Origin of the sequence: Streptomyces sp. NBC_00846 (genome assembly GCF_045207325.1) — a bacterium.
GTDB lineage: Bacteria > Actinomycetota > Actinomycetes > Streptomycetales > Streptomycetaceae > Streptomyces.
The window spans coordinates 4,711,495-4,736,462 of sequence record NZ_CP108846.1 but is presented as its reverse complement, the minus strand read 5'-3'; the positions used below and the strand labels follow the sequence as shown (position 1 = coordinate 4,736,462).

The 24,968-nt window shown below is 69.1% G+C and carries 21 protein-coding genes; 8 read left to right on the top strand and 13 right to left on the bottom strand.

Annotated features, from left to right (window positions below; translation table 11 throughout):
- Positions 1 to 82 precede the first annotated feature (82 nt).
- Both OG936_RS21945 and OG936_RS21940 read left to right on the top strand, forming a co-directional pair.
- Positions 83 to 799 (top strand): L,D-transpeptidase family protein, encoded by a 717-nt coding sequence (locus OG936_RS21945; RefSeq protein WP_406496821.1) that lies wholly within the window; start codon positions 83 to 85, stop codon positions 797 to 799.
- Positions 800 to 1,248: 449 nt separating this feature from the next.
- Positions 1,249 to 4,530, top strand: a complete 3,282-nt coding sequence (locus tag OG936_RS21940; RefSeq protein ID WP_406500552.1) for a S8 family peptidase — start codon at positions 1,249 to 1,251, stop codon at positions 4,528 to 4,530.
- Positions 4,531 to 4,611: 81 nt separating this feature from the next.
- On the opposite strand, the gene OG936_RS21935 is transcribed toward OG936_RS21940, so the two are convergent.
- The 7 genes from OG936_RS21935 to OG936_RS21905 all read right to left on the bottom strand — a co-directional run bounded on the left by OG936_RS21935 (position 4,612) and on the right by OG936_RS21905 (position 12,480).
- Complete coding sequence (locus OG936_RS21935; protein ID WP_406496820.1) at positions 4,612 to 5,889, bottom strand: thymidine phosphorylase; 1,278 nt, start codon at positions 5,887 to 5,889, stop codon at positions 4,612 to 4,614.
- A gap of 159 nt (positions 5,890 to 6,048) precedes the next feature.
- A complete protein-coding gene (locus OG936_RS21930) occupies positions 6,049 to 6,450 on the bottom strand; it encodes a cytidine deaminase (protein ID WP_406383442.1) in 402 nt (133 codons plus the stop codon).
- Complete coding sequence (locus tag OG936_RS21925; protein ID WP_406383441.1) at positions 6,447 to 7,736, bottom strand: ABC transporter permease; 1,290 nt, start codon at positions 7,734 to 7,736, stop codon at positions 6,447 to 6,449. The genes OG936_RS21930 and OG936_RS21925 overlap by 4 nt, the downstream gene beginning before the upstream one ends.
- Positions 7,733 to 8,848: an ABC transporter permease gene (locus OG936_RS21920; protein WP_406383440.1), complete on the bottom strand. Its 1,116-nt coding sequence runs from the start codon at positions 8,846 to 8,848 to the stop codon at positions 7,733 to 7,735. The genes OG936_RS21925 and OG936_RS21920 overlap by 4 nt, the downstream gene beginning before the upstream one ends.
- Entirely contained in the window at positions 8,845 to 10,449 is a 1,605-nt protein-coding gene (locus OG936_RS21915; RefSeq protein ID WP_406383439.1) for an ABC transporter ATP-binding protein, read from the bottom strand. Before OG936_RS21915 ends, OG936_RS21920 begins: the two co-directional genes overlap by 4 nt.
- Positions 10,450 to 10,716: 267 nt before the next feature.
- Positions 10,717 to 11,757 carry a BMP family protein gene (locus OG936_RS21910; protein WP_406496817.1) on the bottom strand — a complete coding sequence of 347 codons (1,041 nt, stop codon included), beginning with the start codon at positions 11,755 to 11,757 and terminating at the stop codon, positions 10,717 to 10,719.
- A 498-nt stretch (positions 11,758 to 12,255) separates the two neighbouring features.
- Positions 12,256 to 12,480 (bottom strand): hypothetical protein, encoded by a 225-nt coding sequence (locus OG936_RS21905; RefSeq protein WP_406496816.1) that lies wholly within the window; start codon positions 12,478 to 12,480, stop codon positions 12,256 to 12,258.
- A 61-nt stretch (positions 12,481 to 12,541) separates the two neighbouring features.
- Here OG936_RS21905 and OG936_RS21900 point away from each other — a divergent pair, with 61 nt between their 5' ends.
- The 3 genes from OG936_RS21900 to OG936_RS21890 all read left to right on the top strand — a co-directional run bounded on the left by OG936_RS21900 (position 12,542) and on the right by OG936_RS21890 (position 13,966).
- On the top strand, positions 12,542 to 12,685 hold the full coding sequence (locus OG936_RS21900) for a hypothetical protein (protein ID WP_406496814.1): 144 nt from the start codon (positions 12,542 to 12,544) through the stop codon (positions 12,683 to 12,685).
- Between the two features lie 87 nt (positions 12,686 to 12,772).
- A complete protein-coding gene (locus OG936_RS21895) occupies positions 12,773 to 13,114 on the top strand; it encodes a hypothetical protein (protein ID WP_406496812.1) in 342 nt (113 codons plus the stop codon).
- A 504-nt stretch (positions 13,115 to 13,618) separates the two neighbouring features.
- Positions 13,619 to 13,966, top strand: coding sequence for a hypothetical protein (locus tag OG936_RS21890; protein ID WP_406496810.1), 348 nt, complete (start codon positions 13,619 to 13,621; stop codon positions 13,964 to 13,966).
- A gap of 340 nt (positions 13,967 to 14,306) precedes the next feature.
- On the opposite strand, the gene OG936_RS21885 is transcribed toward OG936_RS21890, so the two are convergent.
- From OG936_RS21885 to OG936_RS21860, 6 genes are all read right to left on the bottom strand, one after another.
- On the bottom strand, positions 14,307 to 15,530 hold the full coding sequence (locus OG936_RS21885) for an amidohydrolase (RefSeq protein ID WP_406386697.1): 1,224 nt from the start codon (positions 15,528 to 15,530) through the stop codon (positions 14,307 to 14,309).
- A gap of 186 nt (positions 15,531 to 15,716) precedes the next feature.
- Entirely contained in the window at positions 15,717 to 15,857 is a 141-nt protein-coding gene (locus tag OG936_RS21880) for a hypothetical protein (protein WP_406383437.1), read from the bottom strand.
- A 151-nt stretch (positions 15,858 to 16,008) separates the two neighbouring features.
- Entirely contained in the window at positions 16,009 to 17,064 is a 1,056-nt protein-coding gene (locus OG936_RS21875; protein WP_266748105.1) for a hypothetical protein, read from the bottom strand.
- A gap of 11 nt (positions 17,065 to 17,075) precedes the next feature.
- The gene (locus OG936_RS21870) at positions 17,076 to 18,047 is read right to left on the bottom strand and encodes an N-acetylneuraminate synthase family protein (protein ID WP_406496809.1); all 972 of its coding nucleotides are present in this window, start codon (positions 18,045 to 18,047) and stop codon (positions 17,076 to 17,078) included.
- A 113-nt stretch (positions 18,048 to 18,160) separates the two neighbouring features.
- Positions 18,161 to 19,390: a cytidylyltransferase domain-containing protein gene (locus OG936_RS21865; RefSeq protein WP_406496808.1), complete on the bottom strand. Its 1,230-nt coding sequence runs from the start codon at positions 19,388 to 19,390 to the stop codon at positions 18,161 to 18,163.
- A 20-nt stretch (positions 19,391 to 19,410) separates the two neighbouring features.
- Positions 19,411 to 20,760, bottom strand: a complete 1,350-nt coding sequence (locus OG936_RS21860; protein WP_406496807.1) for a DUF6716 putative glycosyltransferase — start codon at positions 20,758 to 20,760, stop codon at positions 19,411 to 19,413.
- A 208-nt stretch (positions 20,761 to 20,968) separates the two neighbouring features.
- On the opposite strand from OG936_RS21860, the gene OG936_RS21855 reads away from it, so the two are divergent.
- The 3 genes from OG936_RS21855 (at position 20,969) to OG936_RS21845 (ending at position 24,690) form a co-directional block, all read left to right on the top strand.
- Complete coding sequence (locus tag OG936_RS21855) at positions 20,969 to 21,946, top strand: glycosyltransferase family 2 protein (protein ID WP_406496805.1); 978 nt, start codon at positions 20,969 to 20,971, stop codon at positions 21,944 to 21,946.
- The gene (locus tag OG936_RS21850) at positions 21,946 to 23,331 is read left to right on the top strand and encodes a polysialyltransferase family glycosyltransferase (protein WP_406496804.1); all 1,386 of its coding nucleotides are present in this window, start codon (positions 21,946 to 21,948) and stop codon (positions 23,329 to 23,331) included. The genes OG936_RS21855 and OG936_RS21850 overlap by 1 nt, the downstream gene beginning before the upstream one ends.
- Positions 23,332 to 23,616: 285 nt before the next feature.
- Positions 23,617 to 24,690 carry an acyltransferase family protein gene (locus tag OG936_RS21845; protein ID WP_371666268.1) on the top strand — a complete coding sequence of 358 codons (1,074 nt, stop codon included), beginning with the start codon at positions 23,617 to 23,619 and terminating at the stop codon, positions 24,688 to 24,690.
- The last annotated feature ends 278 nt before the right edge of the window (positions 24,691 to 24,968 follow it).

The following is a 24,968-nucleotide window of genomic DNA, read 5'->3' as shown; positions in this document are numbered from 1 at the left end:
ATACGGCGCACAACCATCCACTCCCCGACGCGCGTCTAGCAGACGGAAGCACCTCACGGCGCGCGAAGGGGAGTTGGCGTACATGAGCATCGCAGGGAACGTACGGGGGGTCGGGTCGCGGCGCGCGCTCGCGCTGTCCGTCGCCGGTCTTATGGCGGCGCCCGTCCTCGTCGTGGGCACCGGCGGATCAGCGCAGGCGGCGTCCTGCACGACGTCCACCGGGCCGTACCAGAAGCAGGTCGAGAAGTATCTGCACCGGCCGGTCGACGGCAGGCAGTCGGCCGCCGACTGCAAGGCGATCCGGTCGTTCCAGACCACCTACGGCGTCACGCCCACGATCGGTTACGCGGGACCGGTCACCTGGCGCACCATGAAGACGCTGACGGCCCAGAAGGCGGCCGGCAAGAACCCCAACAAGGACAAGAAGTGCCCCACGAACAAGGGGCGCATCGCGTGCGTCGACCTGACCCGGCAGCTGAGCTGGATCCAGGACGGCAGCAAGCTGAAGTTCGGTCCCGTACCGGTGCGGACCGGGCGGGACACGTACGAGACGCGCACCGGGGCGAAGAAGATCTACTGGCGGCACATCAACCACGTCTCCTCGATCTACCACGTGTCGATGCCGTACGCGCAATTCTTCGACGGCGGGCAGGCCTTCCACTCGGTGGGCCTGAAGATGTGGAACCCGCCGGGGTCGCACGGCTGCGTCAACATGCGGCCCGCAGACGCGAAGGCGTACTGGAATCTGCTGAAGAACGGCGACGACGTATACGTGTACGGGCGCAAGCCCGGAACGTGACCGGTAGGTGCGCGGCTCCGCTCTTCCCGCCCCTGTTGTCAGTGGCCTGTTGCTGCTTCCGAAGTGCTGGGTGAGCGGTGTCACAGCGCAACAGGGGTGGAGCGATGGGGGATCCGACAGCGACGGCGGACATCGACAGCCGCCCGCCCAAGGAACTGCCCCACCCGCCGCGCACCCGCTTCTCGCCCGCTCCTCGCCCGCCCCTCGGGCAGACGGACAATCGATGAATATCCGTCAACTGCGTTTATCTGTACGGTTCCTGTGAACCATTTCGATCAATTCCCCCTCTAGGAAGGTGACCCGGTCAGCACCGGCATCTCGTCGGTACCGACTGTCCAGTGGCCCCTCGGGGGCCGCCTGATTCTCCAGGGGGAGAGTTGCGCAGACACGTGAGAAACGCGTGTGTTTCGACCATCGCCACGGCAGCCGCCGTGGCGCTCGCGGCCGGTATGACCACCCCAGCGGTGGCACAGCCGGATCAGGTCCGGCCGACGGGGGCGAAGTCCCTGCCCCGCCATCAGCTGACGCTCATCACCGGCGACCGTGTCTCGGTGGACGCCAAGGGCCGGGTCGTGGGCTTCCGACCCGCGAAGGGACGTGCGCAGATACCCGTACAGCGGCAGGACCACGGTGGTCACACCTTCATCATTCCGTCGGACGCGCGTCGGCTGATCGGCTCGGGCAAGCTCGACCGGAGGCTCTTCGACGTCACTGTGCTGAACCGTCCGGAGATACGCAGGTCCCAGCAGAAGGGCCTGCGGCTGATCGTCGGTTACCAGGGCGCACAGAGCTCGTCCGCCCGGGCCGATGTCAGGGATGCCGGCGGCACCGCGGTCAGCCGGACGCTGAAGTCCCTGAACGCCGAGTCGGTGGTCACGCCCAAGCGCGATGCCGGGGACATCTGGCATGCACTCACCACCAAACCGCAGCGCAGCCCCCAGCGCACCACGGCTCCGGGAATCAACCGGGTCTGGCTGGACGGCGTACGCAAGGCGAGCCTCGACAAGAGCGTGCCGCAGATCGGCGTGCCCGCCGTGTGGAAGGCCGGCTACACCGGCAAGGGCGTCAAGATCGCCGTCCTGGACACCGGGGTGGACGCCACCCACCCGGACCTCAAGGGCCAGATCCTGGCGACGAAGAACTTCAGCACGTCGTCCGACACGAAGGACCGGGTCGGGCACGGTACGCATGTGTCCTCGATCGTGGCCGGTACGGGCGCCAAGTCCGGCGGAAGGTTCAAGGGCGTGGCGCCGGACGCCAAGCTGATCGAGGGCAAGGTGCTCGACGACGAGGGCTACGGCGACGACTCCGGCATCCTGGCCGGCATGGAGTGGGCCGCCGCTCAGGGCGCCGACATCATCAACCTGAGCCTCGGCGGCCTGGACACCCCGGAGATCGACCCGCTCGAAGCGGCGGTCAACAAGCTGTCGGCCGACAAGGGCGTCCTGTTCGCCATCGCGGCGGGCAACGAGGGCGATCTCGGCGCCGGTACGGTCGGCTCGCCGGGCAGTGCGGACGCCGCACTGACCGTCGGCGCGGTCGACGACAACGACAAGCTGGCCGACTTCTCCAGCCGCGGCCCGCGCATCGGCGACAGCGCGATCAAGCCCGATGTCACCGCCCCGGGCGTGGACATCACGGCAGCCGCGGTGCCGGGCTCGCTCATCGACCGGGAGTACGGCCAGAAGCCGGCCGGTTACACGAGCATCTCCGGTACGTCGATGGCGACCCCGCACGTCGCGGGCGCGGCGGCGCTCCTCAAGCAGCAGCACCCGGAGTGGAAGTACACCGAGCTCAAGGGGGCGCTCACGGCCTCGACGAAGCCGGGTGCGTACACCCCGTTCGAGCAGGGTTCGGGGCGGATCGCCGTCGACCGGGCGATCGCCCAGACCGTCGTCGCCGACCCCGTCTCGGTGAACCTCGGTGTGCAGCAGTGGCCGCACACCGACGACACCCCGGTCACCAAGCAGGTGACGTACCGCAACCTGGGAACGACGGACGTCACTCTCTCCCTGTCGGTGACGGGTCTCGGCCCGAAGGGCAAGCCCGCCCCGGCCGGTTTCTTCACCCTGGGCGCGAACGAGGTCACCGTCCCGGCGGGCGGCACGGCCGACGTGCCGCTGACGGCGGACACCCGGCTCGGTGGCACGGTGGACGGTTCGTACTCGGCCTACGTGGTGGCGACCGGTGACGGCCAGACCGTCCGCACGACGGCCGCGGTGGAGCGCGAGATCGAGTCGTACGACGTGACGCTCAAGGCCATCGGCCGGGACGGCGGCGTACCCAGGAACGCGAACGCCGATCTCTCCGGCCTCGGCGACGCCGTCGCCGACGTGTGGCTCATGCCCGAGATCACCAACGGTTCGGTGAAGGTGCGGGTGCCCAAGGGCCTGTACTCGCTCAGCGCGGACCAGGTGCTGGGCTCGGATGTTGTCTACAAGGGCGGCGACTGGTTCGTCCAGCCGAAGCTGAACGTCACCAAGAACACCACGGTGACGTTCGACGCCCGTAAGACCAAGCCGGTCAGCATCACCCTGCCTGTGAAGGGGCTCAAGCCCGGCTACGTCGCGACCGACTACACGATCGAGGACAAGAACTACTCGGCGGGCTTCGGCTACTCCGTGCCGGACCAGAAGAACTTCCGCACGGCGCACGTAGGCCCGAAGCTGACCGACCGCTCGCTGTCCCAGCACTGGACGGGCACCTGGTACAACGGTGCGTCGAGCGAGTACGACATCGTGCTCGGCGGCCCGGTGACCCAGCTCTCGACCGGCTACACCCGCAAGCTGACGGCCAAGCAGTTCGCCGCGGTCAAGGTGGCCATGGGTACGCCCGGTGTGAGCCGTAAGAACGGTGCCATCAACGTGTGGGGCAGCCTCCCCGGCGACGGCGGGACACTGTCCCTCATGCCGGTGGAGCAGAAGCTCCCCGGCACCCGCACGGTCTATGTCTCCACCGCCGACAAGGCCACGTGGGGATTCGACTTCATGCAGATCGGCGGTCACGACGCCCAGGACTTCCCGATCGTCGATTCCATGTACTCGCTCGGTGCCGAGCAGGCGTTCACCGGCGGCAAGACATACACGAAGACCGTGAACGCCGGTGTCTTCGGACCGCGGCTGGCCAAGGACAACGGCATCCTCCGCCAGGGCAACGAACTGGCGGCCTTTGTCCCGCTGCACGCCGACGGCAAGGGCCACGAGGGCTACATGGACTACACCTCGGTGAAGACGGTCCTCTACCGCAACGGCAAGAAGTTCGCCGAGAACCAGGATCCGCTCTTCGGGCTGGAGCCGTTCATCCTTCCGACCGCCTCGGCGGACTACAAGCTGACGACCTCGGTCCGGCGCAGCGCCAGGATCGCCACCCTGTCCAGCCGTATCGACGCGAGCTGGACCTTCAAGTCCAAGAAGGCGGGCTTCGCGAAGCTCCCGGCATCCACGGTACGCTTCACACCCAACGTGACGCTGGACGGCAAGGTGACGGCGGGCAGGACCGCCTCGGTACCGGTGACGGTGCAGGGTTCGGCCGCCGGCAAGAACCTCAAGTCGCTGACTGTGTACGTCAGTTACAACGCCGGTAAGACCTGGAAGAAGACCACGGTCAAGTCGGGCAAGATCTCCGTGAAGAACCCGGCCAAGGGCAAGTCGATCTCCTACCGGGCCAATGTCACGGACAAGCAGGGCAACAAGTCCTCGGTGTCGATCTACAACGCCTACTTCGGCAAGTAGGCGCCGACCGTATGGGAGCGGCCCGCCGGGATGGATTCCTCCGCCCCGGCGGGCCGTTCGCGTGCGGTGCGATCGAAGCTGTTACGCGATGCGCTCGCGCACGACCGGCGTCGGCGTGAACTCCGTGCCCTCCGGGGCGATGTCGTACGAGGAGGGCAGGGCGTTCAGCGCGTAGTCGAACTTCTCCGGGGTGTCGGTGTGCAGCGTCAGCAACGGCTGTCCGGCCGTGACCGTGTCACCCGGCTTGGCGTGCAGTTCGACGCCCGCGCCCGCCTGTACCGGGTCCTCCTTGCGGGCCCGGCCCGCGCCGAGACGCCAGGCGGCGACGCCGATGTCGTACGCGTCGAGGCGGGTCAGTACGCCGGTGGCCGGGGCCGTTACGACGTGCTGTTCGCGGGCGACCGGGAGCGGGGCGTCCGGGTCGCCACCCTGGGCGGAGATCATCCGGCGCCAGACGTCCATCGCGGAGCCGTCGGCGAGGGCCTTCTCCGGGTCGGCGTCCTTGAGCCCGGCCGCGTCCAGCATCTCGCGGGCGAGGGCCAGGGTGAGGTCCACGACGTCCTTCGGGCCGCCGCCGGCCAGCACCTCGACCGACTCGCGCACCTCCAGGGCGTTGCCCGCGGTCAGGCCGAGCGGGGTGGCCATGTCGGTGAGCAGCGCGACCGTCCGCACCCCGCTGTCGGTGCCCAGCGCGACCATGGTGGAGGCCAGTTCGCGGGCGTCGTCGAGGGTCTTCATGAAGGCGCCCGAGCCGACCTTGACGTCCAGGACGAGTGCGCCGGTGCCCTCGGCGATCTTCTTGGACATGATCGAGCTGGCGATCAGCGGGATGGCCTCCACGGTGCCGGTGACGTCGCGGAGGGCGTACAGCTTCTTGTCGGCGGGGGCGAGCCCGTCACCGGCGGCGCAGATCACCGCGCCGGTGGTGTCCAGGACGCTCAGCATCTCCTCGTTCGAGAGGTGGGCGCGCCAGCCAGGGATGGACTCCAGCTTGTCGAGGGTGCCGCCGGTGTGGCCGAGGCCGCGCCCGCTGAGCTGTGGCACGGCGGCACCGCACGCGGCGACCAGCGGGGCGAGCGGCAGGGTGATCTTGTCGCCGACGCCGCCGGTGGAGTGCTTGTCGGTGGTGGGCCGGGAGAGCGACGCGAAGTCCATGCGTTCCCCGGAGGCGATCATCGCGGCGGTCCAGCGGGCGATCTCGGTGCGGTTCATGCCGTTCAGCAGGATCGCCATGGCCAGCGCGGACATCTGCTCGTCGGCGACCTCACCGCGGGTGTACGCGTCGACGACCCAGTCGATCTGCTCGGGGGTCAGCTCGCCTCGGTCCCGCTTGGTGCGGATGACGGAGATGGCGTCCATGTCCTGGAGTCCTTCCGGCCGGTACGTGACGTACGCAAGAGTCCCGTATGACTCTACGCGCATAGAGAGTCGAGCGGGGGGTGGCCCTCCCGGCGGGCGGGAGGGCCACGGTGGTTCTGCGGCGGATGCCGCCTGCTTCGGATGGTCCGGCTTCGGATGCTACGGCTTCAGGTGGTCCGGTCCGAACGCCTGCGGCAGCATCTCGTCGAGCGTGCGCAGCCCGTCCGGCGTCTGAAGGACCAGCTCCGGCCCGCCGAACTCGTACAGCAACTGCCTGCATCTGCCGCACGGCACCAGGATCTCGCCGGCCCCGTCCACGCAGGTGAAGTGGGTCAGCCGGCCGCCGCCGGTGGCGTGGAGCTGGGAGACCAGGCCGCACTCGGCGCACAGCCCGAGGCCGTACGAGGCGTTCTCGACGTTGCAGCCGGACACCGTACGCCCGTCGTCGACGCGGGCCGCCGCGCCGACCGGGTAGTGCGAGTAGGGGACGTACGCCCGCGTCATGGCGGACCGTGCGGCGCTCCGCAGCGCCTCCCAGTCGACCTCCGGGGCGGCCGTCACTTGCCCTGGCCCTTCCGGTAGCGCATGCCGTCCGCCTTCGGCATCCGCAGCCGCTGTGCGGAGAGCGAGAGGACGAGCAGCGTGACGATGTACGGGGTGGCGCTCACGAACTCGGTGGGCACCGTGTCCGTGGCGAGGTACCAGACCAGCACCGCGGCGGCGATGACCCCGCTGACCACGCCCTGGACGAAGCTCTTGCGGTAGAGCTTCCAGGCCGCGAGCCCGGCCAGCGCGACCACGAGCAGCAGGAGCAGCGCGTGGACGGACTCACCGCCGTTGCGCAGCTGGAGCGCGTCGGCGAAGCCGAACAGGCCGGCGCCCATGGCGAGTCCGCCGGGCCGCCAGTTACCGAAGATCATCGCGGCGAGACCGATGTATCCGCGGCCGCCGGTCTGGCCCTCGTTGTAGATGTGGGAGGTGACGAGCGAGAGGAAGGCGCCGCCGAGGCCGGCCATGCCGCCGGAGACGATCACCGCGATGTACTTGTAGTAGTAGACGTTCACGCCGAGCGACTCGGCGGCGACCGGGTTCTCGCCGCAGGAGCGCAGCCGCAGCCCGAACGAGGTCTTCCACAGCACGAGGAACGTGAGGACGAAGAGGGCGATGGCCAGGATCGTCAGCAGCGACACATGGGTGACCAGGCCGCCGATGACACCGGCCAGGTCGGAGACGAAGAACCAGTGGTGCTGCTCGATGGAGTGCAGCCAGTCCGAGAGCCCCGGGATCGTCACCGAGGTGATGTCGTCGGCCGGCGGGGACTGCTTCGGGCTGCCGCCCGCGGCCGCCGCCTCGCCCGAGTTGAACCAGAGCTTGGCGAAGTAGGTGGTGAAGCCGAGCGCCAGGATGTTGATGGCGATACCGGAGATGATGTGGTCGACGCCGAAGGTGACGGTCGCGACGGCGTGCAGCAGTCCGCCGAGCATGCCGCCGACGACCCCGGCGAGGACGCCGAGCCACGGGTCGGTCTGCCAGCCGGCCCAGGCGCCGAAGAAGGTGCCCAGGATCATCATGCCTTCGAGCCCGATGTTGACCACACCGGCCCGCTCGGCCCAGAGACCGCCGAGACCGGCGAGCCCGATCGGCACGGCCATCGCGAGCGTCGCACTGATCTGTCCCGCCGATGTGATGTCCTCGGCGCCGGTGATCACGCGTACGGCGGACAGCGCGAGCAGCACGCCCGCGATGATCAGCAGTACGACGGGGAAGGAGAGGCGGGTGCGGCCGCCCTTGCCGCCGGAGACCTTGGGGGCCGCGGGGGGCGGGGTGGAAGTCGCCGTGGCGGTCACGCCGACACCTCCTGCTGGTCGGAGTTACGGGCGGCCTGTGCGGCGAGTTCCGCGCCGACCTTGCTCTGCTGGCGCTTGAGTCCGTAGCGGCGGACGACTTCGTAGGCGATGACGACGCACAGGACGATGACGCCCTGGATCACACCGACGATCTCCTTGTCGTACCCCTCGAATTCGAGCTTGCCGGTGCCGCGCTCGAGGAAGCCCCAGAGCAGTGCGCCGAGCGCGATGCCGATGGGGTGGTTGCGGCCGAGCAGGGCGATGGCGATGCCGGTGAAGCCGACGCCGACCGGGAAGTCGCCGCTGTACTCGAAGCTGTCGTTGAGGAGGGTCGGCATACCGACCAGACCGGCCACGGCACCGGAGATCAGCATCGAGGTGACGACCATCTTCTTGACGTCGACACCGCTGGCCTCGGCCGCGGAGCCGGACTGGCCGACGGTGCGCAGGTCGAAGCCGAACCGGGTGCGCGAGAGCGCGAACCAGTAGGCGATGCCCGCGACGACCGCGACGACGATGAAGCCCCAGACGGGTGCCGGGGTGGTCGGGAACTCGAAGAAGTGCGAGGACTCCGGGAGCGGCTTGGTGGAGATCTTCGTGCCGGCCTCGTCGAGGTGGCCGAGGCGGCCCTCCTGGAGCAGATAACCGATGATGGCCGTCGCGATGGCGTTCAGCATGATCGTCGAGACGACCTCGCTGACACCCCGGGTGACCTTGAGGACACCGGCGATACCGGCCCACATCGCGCCGACGATCATCGCGGTGAGGATGATCAGCGGGATCTGCAGGGCGCCGGGCAGGGTCAGCGCACCGCCGACCGCGGCGGCGAAGAAGGCGGCGAGGCGGTACTGGCCGTCGACGCCGATGTTGAAGAGGTTCATCCGGAAGCCGACGGCCACCGCGAGACCCGCGAGGTAGTACGTCGTCGCCTTGTTCAGGATGTAGACCTGGCTGTCCGACTTCATCCCGTAGTCGAACATGATGCCGAAGGCGCTGAACGGCTCCTTGCCGGTGGCGGCCAGCACGAGTGCGGTCACCAGGAAGGCGACCACGATCGCGAGTACGGGGGCCGCGATCCCCAGGAGCAGCCGCTCCTTGTCGATCTTCTTCATCGTTCCTCTCCCCCGTTCCGGGGGTCGGTGTCGGTGCTTTCGCTTCCGCTTTCGGCAGCCGAGTCGTCCGGTGCTGCTGTCTCGTCCGGTGCTTCGAGGTGGCCGGTGGCCGCGCCCGTCATCGCCGAGCCGAGCTCTTCGGGGGTGATGGTCGCCGGGTCGGCGTCCGCGACCAGCCGGCCGCGGTACATGACGCGCAGGGTGTCGGAGAGCCCGATCAGCTCGTCCAGGTCGGCGGAGATCAGCAGCACCGCCAGTCCTTCGCGGCGTGCCTCGCGGATCTGGTCCCAGATCTGCGCCTGGGCGCCGACGTCCACGCCCCGGGTGGGGTGCGCGGCAATCAGGAGCTTCGGCTCGTGGCTCATCTCGCGGCCGACGATCAGCTTCTGCTGGTTGCCGCCGGAGAGGGAGGCGGCGGTGACCTCGATGCCGGGGGTACGGACGTCGTACTCGCGCACGATCCGCTCGGTGTCGGCGCGGGCGGCCTTGAGGTCGAGGAACGCGCCCTTGCTGTTGGGGCGTTCGGTGACGTGGCCGAGGATGCGGTTCTCCCAGAGCGGGGCCTCCAGCAGCAGTCCGTGCCGGTGGCGGTCCTCGGGGATGACGCCCATGCCGTTCTCGCGGCGCTTGCGGGTCGGCGTCCGGGAGATGTCGGCGCCGTCCAGAGTGAGTACGCCTGCGTCGAGGTGGCGCATGCCCATGATGGCGTCGACCAGTTCGGACTGGCCGTTGCCCTCGACGCCCGCGATGCCGAGGACCTCGCCCTTGTGGATGGTGAAGTCGATGCCGTCGAGCACCGAACGCACCACGCCGTCCGGGTCGGTGGCGGTCAGCCGCAGCCCCTCGACGGTCAGCATCGGGATGTCGGTGACGGTCGACTCGCGGGTCTCCGGCGACGGGAGTTCACTGCCGACCATCAGCTCGGCGAGCTGCTTGGTCGTGGTGCGCTTCGGGTCGGCGGTGCCCACCGTCGTACCGCGCCGGATGACGGTGATCTCGTCGGCGACCGACAGGACCTCGCCCAGCTTGTGCGAGATGAAGATGACGGTCAGGCCCTCGGCCTTGAGCTCGCGCAGGTTGTCGAAGAGCGCGTCGACCTCCTGCGGTACGAGGACGGCGGTGGGCTCGTCGAGGATCAGGGTGCGGGCGCCGCGGTAGAGGACCTTGAGGATCTCCACGCGCTGCCGGTCGGCGACCCCGAGGTCCTCGACCATGGCGTCCGGGCGGACACCGAGACCGTAGGCGTCGGAGATCTCCTTGATCTTGGCGCGGGCCCGGTCGCCGATCCCGTACAGCTTCTCGGAGCCGAGGACGACGTTCTCCAGGACGGTGAGGTAATCGGCGAGCATGAAGTGCTGGTGCACCATGCCGATGCCGCGCGCGATGGCGTCACCCGGGTTGTGGAACGAGACCTGCTCGCCGTCCACCGCGATGGTGCCCTCGTCCGGCTTCTGCATGCCGTACAGGATCTTCATCAGAGTGGACTTGCCGGCGCCGTTCTCGCCGACGAGAGCGTGGACGGTGCCGCGGCGCACGGTGATGTCGATGTCGTGGTTGGCCACGACCCCGGGGAACCGCTTGGTGATGCCGCGGAGCTCCACGGCATGAGGACTGCTGGACGCGTTGATGGCGCACTCTCCTTGACAGGAGCGGAGGGCGGAGGCGATGGGGACGGAGGCGGTGGGAGCGAAAAAAGGTACCGCGCCCGGCGGTCGCTACGCGCGTAGCGCCACCGAATCGTTGGCCACCTCATAACAGGTGGCGCACCGTGTGCGTACGGCTACGGTGAGAGCGGGGAAGCCGTACGTGAATCGGGGCCCGCGCGAACAGCCGAAGCGGTTCGCCCGGGCCCCGATCGACGGGCCGGATCAGGTCGTGGTCTTGACCTTGATGGTGCCGTCGACGATCTTCTTCTTCGCCTCGTCGAGCTGGGGCTGGATGTCCTTGAGGTGGTCACCCGTGGTGGTCAGGCCGACGCCGCCCTCGGCCAGCGAGTACGCCTGCGTGCCGGTCAGCGGCTTGCCGTCCTTGACGGACTTGACCAGGTCGTAGACACCGCCGTCGACGTTCTTGACGACGGAGGTCATGATCGTGTCCTTGTACTTCGCCAGCGCCGGGTCGAGGGCCTGGTCGGAGTCGACGCCGATGGACCAGGCGCCCTTCTTGCCCGCGACGGCCTCGATCGAACCGGCACCCGAGCCGCCCGCGGCGGAGAAGATGACGTCCGCGCCCTTGTCGAGCATGCCCTTGGCAGCTTCCTTGCCCTTGTCGGGGCTGCCGAAGCCGGACAGGTCCGAACCGGTGGACAGGTACTGGATCTGCACCTTGGCCTTCGGGTTGGTGTCCAGGACGCCCTGCTGGAAGCCGGCGGCGAACTTCTTGATCAGCGGAAGGTCCACACCGCCGATGAAACCGACCTGGCCGTCCTTCGACTTCAGCGCGGCGGCGACACCGGCGAGGTAGGAGCCCTGCTCCTCGGCGAAGACGATGCTGTCGACGTTCTTCACGTCGGAGACCGAGTCGACCAGGCCAAAGCTGACCTCCGGGTACTTGGGGGCGATCTTGTCGATCGCATCCTTGTACGCGAAGCCGACCCCGATGACCGGGTTGTAGCCGCCCTCGGCGAGCGACTCGAGGCGCTGCGCACGGTCGGCAGGGGCCTCACCGTTCTTGGCGGTGAGCTCCTTCGTCTCGGCGCCGAACTCGGCCTTGGCCTTGTCCAGACCACGCGCGGCGGAGTCGTTGAACGAGTTGTCGCCACGGCCGCCCACGTCGTAGGCCATGCCGATCTTCATCTTGCCCTTGTTAGAGCCGGAGCTCTCGGTGGACGACTCGCCACATGCGGTGGCGGTGAGCGCGAGAGCTGCAGTGACAGCACACGCAGCGGTGATCTTGGATACCCGGCGCAAGGGAAGGCTCCTTCAAACCTGACCGAAGCGCCTCTTCCGGCGCTGGTTTCGCCGAGATCGTAACGCGCGTAGATGTCAGATAAAGCCCCGTACGGAAGCCGTTATCGGATCGTCGCGAACCTGGGGTGACCTCTCTGGCTACGGATGGCTGCCGTGGAGCAGGGCGGAAGCGGTGAAGAGCCCCACTCCCAACGGCGATCACCCCCTCGTCCGCGTCGATTCGCCCCGGTTCAGGTCGAGCCCGCGCGCGTCCGCGGGAGGGGCGGGCCTGCGCACCCGACGCCGCGATCTACGGAACCCATAGCCGCGGCCCGAGCGGCGGGCCACACGCCGTTGCCAACCATTCGGACGAATCACGCCACGCCACCTAGGCACAAAATATGCCATACCTACCCCTAATAACCGCCACTCTCTCTTTCGCCCTCCACAATTAAGCCAAACCCCGAAAAACGATTGCCCCAAATCTTAAAGTTTTGTCAAATAAACATGTTCACCCAATCAGGACGCCGATCTCCCTGCCCAGCAGGGAACATCTTCGTCAAATTCACCCGGAATCGATCGATTGAATTCCACCCAATCGTGACGCAACTTTTCCAGACCGAGGGGAACCATGAAGCGGACACTTTCCATTCTCTCAATCACAGCAGCAATGCTGGCCACCGCAGGCGCAACGGCTCCAACGGCATCGGCCAGCGTAGGAAACTGCAAGACCTGGACGTCCAACAGTGCTCCTTATACCGGCTCTGCCTACTGCAGCGAAATAGCCTCGACCGACAAATTCCGAGTGAAGGTCACCTGCGTCGATCCTCGCGGAAGCACGTGGATCGCGTACGGCCCGTGGGTGCGAAACACCAAGACCTCGACCGTCAAGTGCTCGGACAACCCGAACGTCGGCATCCTCAAAACCGGCGTCTCCTTCGACTTCTGACTCCGGACACCCCTCGTCCCGACCAATCGGGGGACGTGGGTGCCCGCACAGACATCCGACCGCGTACCACGCAACTGAGAGAGACCAATGAAGAAGATGTTCAGCCTGGCCGCAGGGTTTGTCGTAGCAGTCGGTTCGATCCTCGTCGCCGCTCCAGCCGCGACCGCCGCAGAGGTCGGCACAGCCTCCGTCGACTGCGATACCTGGAAGTCGAACACCGCTCCCTACAAGGGCTACGCCAAGTGCACCGGCATGCTCCCCTACCCACTCGAGGGTGTGCAGGTGCGGCTCACCTGTATCGACCCGCGCGGTACCCAGTGGCACGTCGACGGGACCCGGGTGGGCAACGGCAAGACTTCCAGCGCTCAATGCTCCGACAACTCGAGCGTGGGCATCTACAAGGTGGGCCTGATGCGGACGCGCCTGTGATAGACAGCCCTTTCTCGGATATCGCCACTCCTGGGATATTCCGCGAATAGGCTCGTCGATGATTTTGCCCTTCGAAATCACACCCGGCCTCCATCCACGGCCCCGGCGTAGTTGATCTTTGATGCGGTTCGGTCGGCTTTGCCCGGGTGATGAGAGTGCCGGTTGCAGTACGAGCGCGACTTCTGATGATCTTTCAGGTCTCTAGGCCAAAAGATCGTCACAGGAGTAGCGCTCGTGTCTGCATCTTCCCCGATCCGCCCCGCCCTTGACTAGCTGAACGACCTGGCACTGTGGGAGAGGGAGCTGGCAGTCGAACCCACCACGATGGAGTCTTCACTGGTCAGCAGGCTGTCGCGGGTCCCGGACCGTCGGAAGCAACGTGGCCGGCGGCTTCCCATCCGCGCAGGTCACCGCCGTCGGCGGGTGGGTCTGTTTCGAGGACGAGGCCGGAGCCTGGCTGAACGGGCCGGTCCGCCGCACCTGGGGCAAGGTCGGGCAGCCCCGGTGCTGCGGCTGTCCGGGAAGCGCAACGACAAGATCAGCATGGTGGCGTGGATCTGCTTCAGGGAGGGCGAGGAGCCCCGGATGATCTGTGCGATCAAGCCGTCGGGCGGCTACACGAAGAAGGACTTCCCGCGGTTCCTCGCGCTGCTGCACCGCCGCCTGGACGGCCCGGTCACCATCGTCTGGGACAACTACTCCAGCCACATCAGCCAACCCGCACCCCGAGCCCTGGCCAGCTTCCGCAACCTGGCCATCAACGCCTTCTGCCTCGACGGACGCACCAACATCGCCCACGCCCGCCGCGACCTCCACCACCACGACGACGCCTTCACCGCCTACGGCATCTAACCAACCACCATCAAACCGGACACAGAGGAACTACGCCGGGGCCGTGGGCATCCATCCATCGTTTACACACCGTCAACGCCCGCCGTGCAATTCATCACAATCCATGTCGCACGTGAACGGGAATTTAATTCCACCACCGAACAGGCAGCGGAAGACAGGGAAGGAAGGGCCGGGAATCCGTCAGGTGCCGCCAGAATTTGAGGTTCCTAACCAGATCCTCCGGAACATGGCCCAATGGCCAGGTGCGCGTGTCTATTTACTATTAGATCGCCGGTACGGGACGGTCCACGAATAGGCTCGTCGACCTGGCTCTGCCGACCAGGGCCGGGCCAGTCCGCCCTCAGCCCACCGTGTCAAGCAGAGCGGAAGCGGTGAAGAGCTCCACCCCAACACTGATCGCCTCCTCGTCGGCGTCGAAATCACCACGATGCAGGTCGAGCCGGGCAGTGTCGCCGGGCGTACGGACCCCGAGCCGGGCCATGGCTCCCGGGACGTGTTCCAGGTACCAGGAGAAGTCCTCGCCGCCGAGGCTCTGCTCAGTGTCCTCGATCGCATGCGAACCGCGGCGTGCGGTCATCGCCCTCGCGAGCAGATCGATCATGATGGCGTCGTTCACGACGGGCGGGACGCCGCGAACGTAGTTGATCACCGTCTTGGCGCCGTACATCCCGGCCACCTCGTCGATCGCCGCGTGCACCAGGTCCGGCGCCTCCCGCCAGGCCGCCAGGTCCAGGCAGCGCACGGTGCCGGAGAGCTCGGCGTGCTGCGGGATCACGTTGCAGGCGTGCCCGGCCTCCAGCCGGCCCCAGGTGACGGCGAGCCCGGCCCGTGCGTCGACCCGGCGGGCCAGCAGCGCGGGCACCTCGGTGGCGACCTTGGCAGCGGCGGTGACGAGGTCGGTGGTCAGATGCGGCCGGGCGGTGTGCCCGCCGGGGCCGTCGAGGCTGACCTCCAGCCGGTCGCAGGCCGAGGTGATCGCCCCGGCCCGCAGCCCGATCCGCCCCACGTCCACCTTCGGGTCGCAGTGCACCCCGATGATCCGCCCGACCCCCTCCAGCGCCCCGGACGCGATCGTGTCGGGCGCCCCGCCGGGCAGCACCTCCTCGGCTGGCTGGAAGATCAGCCGCACCGGCCGCGGCAGCAGCCCCTGCCGGTCGAGCTCGGCGAGCACGAGACCGGCGCCGAGGACCGCGGTGGTGTGGATGTCGTGCCCGCAGGCATGCGCGCGGTCGGGGACCGTGGAGCGGTACGGGACGCCGGCCTTGGTGTCCGGGATGGGCAGGGCGTCGATGTCCGCGCGCAGGGCGAGCACGGGCCGCGGGTCGCCTTCGCTCCCGCCCACGTCACAGACGAGTCCGGTCCCCGTGTCCAGCACCCGAGGCGCCAGCCCCGCCTTCTCCAGCCTGGCCTTGATGGCCGCGGTGGTACGGAACTCCTGGTTGCCCAGCTCGGGGTGCATGTGCAAGTCACGCCGGAAGGCGATCAGCTCGGCACGCAAGGCCTCGGGCAGGGTGCCGGACAGCACCTCGTCCCCGGGCAGCTGGGCATCGGAATCGCGGGACATCAACGGGTTCACCTGGTGAAGGGTAAGGCCCTTCCCTCGTCAACTGACCATGAAACAAGAAAAGTTCAGCCACATAGACGAATAAATGACTGGGTCGTAGCGTGTGAGGCGGCAGCGAGGTGGGTAAACTCGCCCATTTTGCTCATCGGCCGCCCACCACCCGCACGACGCCCCGGAGGGGCTCCGTCAGCCGGGCAGCCCCCGGCGCACCGGAACCAGCGCCGCCCCGATGCACAGGGCTCCGGCCGGCAGCAGGTCCAGGCTCATGGCCATCAGTTCGATCCCGGCCAGCACGCTCACGCTTGCGTACGGCCAGACTGTCCGCACATCACCGCGATCCGTTCGACCGGATACTGATCGCACAGGCTCAGACCGAGGGGGATGACCACCCTGACCCGCGACAAGTGGATCCCCTCCTACGACGTGCAGGTCATGCCCGTCTGACGGCTCCGCGCCACACCCGCCGGACTTTCGCCCCCTACGCCTCCGTCACCGCCGTCGCCCGCCAGGGCGCAAGCCGTTGCACGTCACGGGCCGTTTCCGTGACGCCGGCCAGGAAGCTCTGGGCACGGGGGGATGCCGTGTCGCGGAGCCATTCCGGGGCGATGTCGCAGACCGCGACCTTGACGTCCGTGCCCGCCAGGGCCAGGGGCAGGGTGTGGACGACCGTGGAGGGGAAGCTCAGGACCGTGCGGCCGATGGGGCCGCGGCGGGCGATGAGTTCCAGGGGCAGGTCGGGGCGGACGATCTCCAGGCCGGTGGCGGCTTCCAGGGCGTGGAGCTTGTCGGCGGATTCGCGGCGGTGGGCGAAGTAGCGGGTGGCGTGGTGGGTGCGCGCCAGGCCCGCGACGGCCTCCAGGTACTGGGCCGTCTCGACCACGCCCGTCTCGACGAGCGAGGTGCCGACCAGGTCCGCGCCCTTGGTCAGCAGCGGCGGGCCGAACCGGGCCCGGGTCCAGGCGAAGGTGTTGGGCGTGATGGTGACGCCGGGCGGAGCCTCGACCGGCATGGCCGTGAAGACCTCGACCGTACGGGTCGCGGACGGGGTGAAGCGGCTGCGGGCGCGGGCCGTGACCGGGGCCAGGACCAGTTCGCGCGGGCCCGAGCTGCCCTTGCGGTGCCAGCGCACCAGCCGTTCGCCGCGCGCCAGCTGGGCGACGAACTCCATGGTGGCCGTACCGTCGTCGACCACGGTGAGGCGGCGGGCGCGGACCAGGGTGAGCAGCAGTTGGACGTAGCGGGAGAACGGGTCGCCGATGACGACGCGCTCCGCCCTGCGCAGAAGTCCGGTCAGTGAGCGCAGGGTCTTCAGGGGCGCGCCCGCGCCGCCACGCGCTTCCTGCCAGCGGACGTTGACGCCCTCGTCGCGGGCCAGCTCCGCCATCCGGCGCAGCTGACCGCGCGACATCGGGTCGACCGGGGGGAGGACGACGACCGTTATGTCGGTGAAGACGTGGTCGTCGCCTCCCTCTGTGTAGGCCCACTCCAGGACGTTCAGGAGCTGGACCGGGCTCTCGACGAAGGCGAGGTTCACCGGTCGGCCCGTCAGACCGCGACCGGCTCGGCGACCGGGGCCGCCTCGGCGTTCTCGGCGTTCTCGGCGTTCTCGGCGTTCTCGGCGTTCTCGGCGACGACGCCCGCGACCCGGCGGAGCTTCTTCATCGGGCCGAGCTCGGACTCGTACACCTTCTTGATGCCGTCGCCGAGCGAGGCCTCGATGGTGCGGATGTCGCGGACGAGGCGGGTGAGGCCCTGCGGCTCGACGGAGGCGGCCTGGTCGGAGCCCCACATGGCGCGGTCGAGGGTGATGTGGCGCTCGACGAACGCGGCGCCGAGGGCGACGGCGGCGAGGGTCGTCTGGAGGCCGGTCTCATGGCCGCTGTAGCCGATCGGGACGTTGGGGTACTCCTGCTGGAGGGTGTTGATGACCCGCAGGTTCAGCTCCTCGGCCTTGGCCGGGTACGTCGAAGTGGCGTGGCAGAGAAGGATGTTGTCCGATCCCAGCACCTCGACCGCGTGGCGGATCTGGCGCGGGGTCGACATGCCGGTGGAGAGGATGACCGTGCGGCCGGTGGCGCGCAGGGCGCGCAGGAGTTCGTCGTCGGTGAGGGAGGCCGAGGCCACCTTGTGCGCGGGGACGTCGAACTTCTCCAGGAAGGCGACGGCCTCGGTGTCCCACGGGGAGGCGAACCAGTCGATGCCGCGCTCGGCGCAGTGCTCGGAGATCGCCCGGTACTCGGCCTCGCCGAACTCGACGCGGTGACGGTAGTCGATGTACGTCATCCGGCCCCAGGGGGTGTCGCGCTCGATGTCCCACTGGTCGCGCGGGGTGCAGATCTCCGGGGTGCGCTTCTGGAACTTGACGGCGTCGCAGCCGGCTTCGGCCGCCACGTCGATCAGCGCGAGGGCGTTGTCGAGGTCACCGTTGTGGTTGATGCCGATCTCGCCGGTGACGTAGACGGGGTGGCCGGGGCCGGCGGTGCGGGTGCCGAGGGTGCGCAGACGGGAGGTGCTCATGAGTGCTGTTCCTTACTCGGGGGACGTGCGGGATGTGCGGGACTTGGGGGACTTGGGGATTCGATTGGTGCTTGGGGGACTTGAGGGTTGCCCGGGGCTTGGGGGGTCCCGGGTCACTCGGGTGAGCGGGTGGGAGTCGTGGTCGTGAGGGTGGGGCCGAGCAGCCAGGCCGCGATCTCGCGGATGGCGCCGAAGCCGCCGGGGGTCGTCGTGACGGCGCGCGCCGCCGCCCGTACCGAGTCGTGGGCGCTCGCGACCGCGACCGGCCAGCCGGCGAGCGCGAAGCAGGGCAGGTCGTTGACGTCGTTGCCCACGTAGAGGACGCGTTCGGGAGCGATGGACTGTTCATCGCACCACTGCTTGAGCGCCAGGTCCTTGCGGTCGACGCCGTGCAGGACGGGGATGCGGAGCTTGTGGGCACGGGCCGCGACGACCGGGTTCTGTTCCGTGGAGAGGATCAGCAGCGGCATTCCGGCCTTGCGCAGGGCCGCGATTCCCAGGCCGTCGCCGCGGTGGACGGCGACGATCTCGCGTCCGTCGGCGTCGATGAGGACCCGGTCGTCGGTCTGCGTGCCGTCGAAGTCGATGACGACCGCGTCGACGTCGTCAAGGGTCGGCAGCGGAGAGGGGTCCAGGAGCGGGGCGAGGGCGCGGGCGCGGGCCAGGTCGTGCGGGTCGTCGACCTCCAGGACCCGGGCGGCGTCGGTGCGCACCAGGGCGGTGTGGCCGAAGAAGCGGTGGCGGTGGGTACGGAAGCCGGCCGCGTTCATGGCGTACGCGGTGCCGGTCTCCAGCAGGTCCTCGGGCCGGTCCTGGCGCATCTGCCGGACGGACTTGTCGTGGTTGACGCCGTAGTTGTCCTCTTCCAGCGCGCTGCCGTCGCGCCACAGGAAGCCGTGGAAGGGGGCGACCGTGACCGCCGTGTCGGCACCGTCGCGGGCGACCGCCGCGGCGACGCCGTCGATGTCCTCCCGTACGACGAACGGGCTGGTGCACTGGACGAGCAGCACCACGTCGGCCGTCCGGTCGTGCAGCGCCTCGTACGCGTCCAGGGCGTGCAGCACCGCGTCCTCGCTGCTCGCCCTGTCCCCCGCGATGGCCGCGGGGCGCTGGACGATGTGCACCCGCTCCGGGGCACCCAGCGTGTCGCCCGCGGCGCGGGCGGCGTCGGCGATGGCCGCGTCGTCGGTGGTCACGACGACGTCCGTGACCTCGCGGGAGGCCAAACAGGCGCGTACGGCGCGGGCGACCAGCGGCACGCCGCCGACCTGGGCGAGGTTCTTGGCGGGGACGCCCTTGGATCCGCCTCGGGCGGGGATCACGGCGAGCACGGTCGGGGTCATCTCTGCTCCTGAAGTGGTGTTCACAGCTCACCCATCCGTCGGATCACCGGGGCGACCCGCTGGACGCCCTGCCGGTACGCGCCCCGCGCGGCCTCCCGGACCGCGTCGCGCATCGCGCCCCGCACCCCGCCGGTCTCGCGCGGCCGGCCGGCACCCGGAAGCGGGTGGCCGTCGGGGGCGAGGTGGTGGCGGGCGAGGATGCCGGGCAGGTAGCCGGCAGCGGTGGCGGGCGTGTAGTACGGGGCGAGGTCGGGCAGGCGCGCGGCGTCGAGCAGGGCGTCGACACGGGCGCGGGCGTGGTCGTAAGCCGTGGCGTAGGTGCCGTCGGCGGCGACACCCTGACCGGCCAGCCACGCGGGGTCGGGCTCCGGGCGGAAGCCGCCGTCCAGGTGGTCCCAGGAGGTGAGCAGGCCGGAGCCGGTGAAGTGGTGGTTGCCGAGGGTCTCGCGGACGCCGAGGTCGGTGAGGACCGCGGTCGGGATCTGCCGGTGCAGGGACTCCAGCGCGGCGGTCGAGGAGACCGTGACCAGCAGGTCGGTGCGGTCCAGGACCTCGCCCATGTGCCCGTACACCAGGCGGAAGTTGGGCGGCAGCCCGCCGGGCAGCCGCTCCGCGAGGCGCTGGTACGGGAGCTCCTCGATGTGCGTGGTGTGCTCGCCGGGCTTGGAGCGCAGCTTCAGCAGCACCTCGCGGTCCGGGTGCAGCCGGGCGTGCTCGACGAGCCTGCGCAGCAGGTACGTACGGTCGGCGCGGGAGGCCGGTACGGAGGGCTGGGCGGCGAAGACGACGGTGTCGCGGCCCTCCTGCGGGCGGTGCGGCTCGCCGCCGAGGAACGGCAGAGCGGCCTCCGTGACGGCCGAGGCGTCGGCGCCCACCCCCTCGTACACGGCGCGGAAACGCTCCGCGTCGTGGCGGGAGTTGGCAAGGACGACGTCCGCACCGTGCCGCAGCAGCAGTCCGTCGGCGAGCTTCTCGTAGACGACGCCGACATAGCCGGTGACGACGACGGGCCTGGCCGGCAGGCGCAGCGCGGCGAGGCCGTGCAGCATCGCCTGGACGGCTCCCCCGACGAGCGCGAGGACGACGACGTCGTATCCCTCGTCCCGCACCGTGTGCAGGAATTCGACCGCCGTCACCTCGTGCACCCCGTCGGCGCCGATCCCGACGTCACCGACCTCGGCGAGCTGGCGCGGGGTCGGGGTGGCCCGGCCGCGCAGCAGGAGTCCGGTGATCTCGACGTGCTGCGCCGACGTTCCGGACGCACCGGTGGTGAGTCGGCGCGCGGTGAGCGCGCCCCATTTCCACCGGGTGTCGGAGTCTGCGAGTACGGCTACCCGGAGGGCGGTCGTCTTATCGGTACGTGGGGGCACGTCCCAGAACTTAGGAAGGCATTTCGATGCGCGGCCCAACGTGACGGCAACAGCTGGTTAACAGCCCACCGACGATTGGCGAATCGCCTACACAAAAGCCCCACACGGGGCAAGGGTTCGACCGGTTCACCATTTCGACATTCTTCGTTCACCTGCAGTCTCTTCCGGGGCCAAGGCAAATGACGGGCCTCCGCCTAGCGTGTGACGCGTGGTTAAGCTCTCCGTCATCGTGCCGTTCTACAACGTGCAGGCATATGCCCCCGATACCTTGCGAAGTCTGCGGGCCAATGCCCGAAATGATTTCGAATTCATCTTCGTCGACGACTGTTCGACCGACGGGACTCTGGAGATCCTCCAGCGCGCCGAGCGCGAGATCCCCGGTGCCGTCCTGGTCGGACACGAGAAGAACGGGGGCCTGGCCACCGCACGCAACACGGGAATCGATGCGGCGCGCGGCGAGTACCTCACCTTTCTCGACGGCGACGACTGGGTCGTTCCCGGCCACTACGAGCGGCTGCTGGCCGCCATCACGGATCTGGGGTGCGACTTCGTCCGTACGGACCATGTGCAGTTCACGGACCGGACGCGCACCGTCCATCGGGTCCCGCACGGTCTGCGCAACACCGTCATGCGGCCGCGCGACGTAATCCTGCCGTCCGACCGGTCGACGCCCGTGGACTATGCCTACGCCTGGGCCGGTGCGTATCACCGCGGGCTCGTGGAGTCGGGGCTGCTCCGATTCCGGGACGGGCTGCGCACGGCCGAGGACCGGCCCTGGATCTGGCGCCTGCACCGCGAGGCCGAATCGTTCGCGGTGGTCGGCCTGCCGGGGGTCTTCTACCGGCGCGGGGTGGCGTCGTCGCTCACCCAGATCGGCGACGTGCGCCAGCTCGACTTCATCCGGGCCTTCGACCAGATCCTCGAAGAGACGGCGCGGGATCCGGAGGCGGACCGGCTGCTGCCGAAGGCGGTGCGCACCTATTGCGCGGTCATGGCGCACCACTTGGAATCCATCGAAAGGTTCGAACCAGCAGTGGCACGGAAATTGCGCTCCATGAGTGCGGCTTCTCTGCGGCGCATGCCCCAGGACATTCTCGCCGATACGCTGAATTCGCTGGGCGACCGCCGTGCGGACCAGCTGCGCCGAGTACGCCGCCGTTCCGTTTCCCGGGAGGTCGCGGCCTGATGTCCGGCATGTACACCGCGCCGGTCGGCCGGTCCACCACCCAGATCTTCTCCGCGTGCACGCAGTACGCCGCCGCCACACTCGTCGCGGCATTGCGCGCGGGCCAGTTCGGTCCGCGCTCGGAGCACCGGCGCATCCTCGTCGTGAGCGACACCTCGCCCTCTCCCGAACTGGGCACACCGCTCCATCGCAGGCCCGGATTCGAGAAACTGGAGTCCGAATTCGACACGGTGCATTCCTGGAACGACTTCATCCGGCCGTTCCACCCGGCGGGCTGGTCGCCCCGGGAACAGGACGCCTCGCTGTGGGAGCGGGCTGTACGCCGGGCATGGAACCTCGGCGACGAACCGGTCGAGATCGCCTGCGAGTCCATCCAGGCCAACCCCTCCCAGGCCCTCGCGGTGATCTTCGGCGACAGCCCGGTGCACATCTACGCCGACGGGCTGATGAGCTACGGGCCGACCCGCAGCAAGCTCGACCAGCTGGTCAGCACCCGCATCCGCCGGCTGCTCCACCTGGACCTGGTGCCGGGCCTGCGGCCGCTGCTGCTCACCGAGTTCGGCGTCGAGCCGGAGATCGTACCGACCGATGTCTTCCTGAAGGTGCTGGACGAGCTCGCCGGATCGGCGGACGTCCCCGGCCCCGACGGCGGCCCCGCCCCGGCCCTGCTGCTCGGTCAGTACCTCTCCACGCTGGGCATTCTCACGCACCAGCAGGAGGAGGACCTGCACGCGCGGATGCTGCGCGGCGCCGTCGCCCTCGGCCACACCCGGGTCGTCTTCAAGCCGCACCCCAGCGCGCCGGCCCACTGGGCGCGGTCGCTGGAGCAGGAGGCGGAACGGCTCGGCGCGGATCTCACCGTTCTCGACAGCCCCGTCCTCGCCGAGACGCTCTTCGAAACCATGCGCCCCGCCCTGGTCGTCGGCTGCTTCTCCACCGCGCTGCTGACCGCCGCCTCGTTCTACGGGCTCCCGGTCGCCCGCGTCGGCACCGGCTCCCTGCTGGAACGGCTCGCCCCGTACCAGAACAGCAACCGCATCCCGCTGACGATCGTCGACGCGCTCCTGCCCGACCTGGAGGACCCGTCCGCGGTCACCGGCTGGTCGCTGCCCTCCGCCGAAGAGGTCCGGGGCGAGCCGACCGGCCTGGTCAGGGCGGTCGGCTACGCCATGCAACCGCAGATCCAGGTCGCACTGCGCCCTGAGGCCGAGCGGTATCTCACCGGGCACCGCGACAACCTCCGGCGCTACTTCAAACGGCGTCGGCTGACCGCGCTGGGGCTGCCCGGAGCCGTACCCGCACAGCTCGCGTTCATCCCGCGCAACGCGACGGTGCGCCGGATCGCCCGCAAGGCCCGCACCCTGAAGCGGGCGGCGGCGGGCTGACCCGCCCTGCCGTCGGACGAGGTGGCCGGCGGGCCGTCCGTGCTCCGCCGCCGCGATGACGGCGATCCTCCGGCCGGCCCCGGCGCGGCATCAGGCCCGGCCGTCCGCGCGAGCGGCCCGGGGCGGCCGGTTCCAGATTCCACACGTCCCGGTCCGTTCCGGGAGAGGAGCATCACCGTGGCCGAAGCGCCCACGACAACCCGGTCCGCTGCGGCTGCCGTGATACCCGCCCCGTCCGCACCCCCCGCCCCGCGCGATCCGCGCTCCGGCGTGGGCGCGGGCCGGATGCGGGCCCTGGACGGACTGCGCATCCTGGCCGCCCTCATGGTCTGCCTGTACCACTTCGCGGGGAAGGACGGCCCGGTCGCTCAGTCCTGGGGGCAGTCGCCGGGCCAGATGTTCCCGACCCTCTCCCAGGCGGCCGTCTACGGCTGTCTCGGGGTGCAGTTCTTCTTCGTCATCAGCGGCTTCGTCATCTGCATGAGCAGCTGGGGGCGCTCGCTGGGCGACTTCTTCCGGTCCAGGGTCGCCCGCCTCTACCCGGCGTACTGGGCCGCGATCATCCTCGTGACGGCGGCCGCGTGCGTCCTGCCGGTCGTCGTGAAGCCGCTGCGCTCGGACGAGCTGCTGCTCAACCTGACGATGCTGCAGCAGCCCATGGGCGCGGACCGGGTGCTGGGCGTGTGCTGGACGCTCTGGGTGGAGCTGCGCTTCTACGTGTTGTTCGCGCTCTTCGTCGTCCGGCGTGGTGTCACCTACCGCAGGGTGGTGACCTTCTGCTGTCTGTGGACGTTCGCGGGGGTGCTCGCCCGGGTCGCCCAGACCCCGCTGACGGACGAACTGGTCATGCGCGACCACGCGCCGTTCTTCATCGGCGGCCTGGCCCTGTACCTGATCCACCGGTACGGCAGCGACCTGCTGCTGTGGGGAATCGTCGTGATGAGCTTTCTCCTCGGCCAGCGCTACTCCGTCACCGCGCTCTGGCACCCGGGCATGGACGGCGACTTCCACCGCTCCCCGTACGTGATCCAGCTGATCGTCGCCGCCGCGTTCCTCTCGGTCGCCGCGGTGGCGCTGGGGTGGCTGCGCTGGGCGAACTGGCGCTGGCTGACGGTCGCCGGCGCCCTGACCTACCCGTTCTACCTGGTGCACGAACATCTCGGCTGGTTCGCCATCCGGATTCTGCACCGCGGCTGGGGCCTGCCCCCGGTCCCGACACTGCTCGGCGCGGTCGGCTCGCTGCTGATCCTCGCCTGGCTGATCCACCGGTACGTGGAGAAGCCGGTCGGCCCTCGCCTGAAACGAGCCATGACCGCCCAGAGCGCCCGGTTGCGCGCGGCATTGCGCATGGGGGCGTGAGCGGGACGCGACGGAGTGGCCGTGCCGGCGGGGACGCCGCGTCACTACTGCCGTCAGGAACAGGACACGCCTGCGGATCTCGTCCTGGGCCTCGCCACCCGAGGGGAGCACCCAGTGCCGGTGCATGGCGTTGATCTGGGTCCGCAGGTCCCACTCGTGTCGGATGGTGACCGCGGCGGCCGCGCAGGACGCACCCCGGTTCCAGGCCCGGGCCCTGCCCAAGCCGTCCGACGACTGACCCACGGCGTCGGTACGGGGTAAGGGAGACTTCAGCGCAC

Coding starts and splice junctions, on each gene's coding strand:
- OG936_RS21945 (WP_406496821.1), top strand. CDS start 83: ATGAGCATCGCAGGGAACGTACGGGGGGTCGGGTCGCGGCGCGCGCTC.
- OG936_RS21940 (WP_406500552.1), top strand. CDS start 1,249: ATGACCACCCCAGCGGTGGCACAGCCGGATCAGGTCCGGCCGACGGGG.
- OG936_RS21935 (WP_406496820.1), bottom strand. CDS start 5,889: ATGGACGCCATCTCCGTCATCCGCACCAAGCGGGACCGAGGCGAGCTG.
- OG936_RS21920 (WP_406383440.1), bottom strand. CDS start 8,848: ATGAAGAAGATCGACAAGGAGCGGCTGCTCCTGGGGATCGCGGCCCCC.
- OG936_RS21895 (WP_406496812.1), top strand. CDS start 12,773: ATGAAGAAGATGTTCAGCCTGGCCGCAGGGTTTGTCGTAGCAGTCGGT.
- OG936_RS21885 (WP_406386697.1), bottom strand. CDS start 15,530: ATGTCCCGCGATTCCGATGCCCAGCTGCCCGGGGACGAGGTGCTGTCC.
- OG936_RS21870 (WP_406496809.1), bottom strand. CDS start 18,047: ATGAGCACCTCCCGTCTGCGCACCCTCGGCACCCGCACCGCCGGCCCC.
- OG936_RS21865 (WP_406496808.1), bottom strand. CDS start 19,390: ATGACCCCGACCGTGCTCGCCGTGATCCCCGCCCGAGGCGGATCCAAG.
- OG936_RS21850 (WP_406496804.1), top strand. CDS start 21,946: ATGTCCGGCATGTACACCGCGCCGGTCGGCCGGTCCACCACCCAGATC.
- OG936_RS21845 (WP_371666268.1), top strand. CDS start 23,617: ATGCGGGCCCTGGACGGACTGCGCATCCTGGCCGCCCTCATGGTCTGC.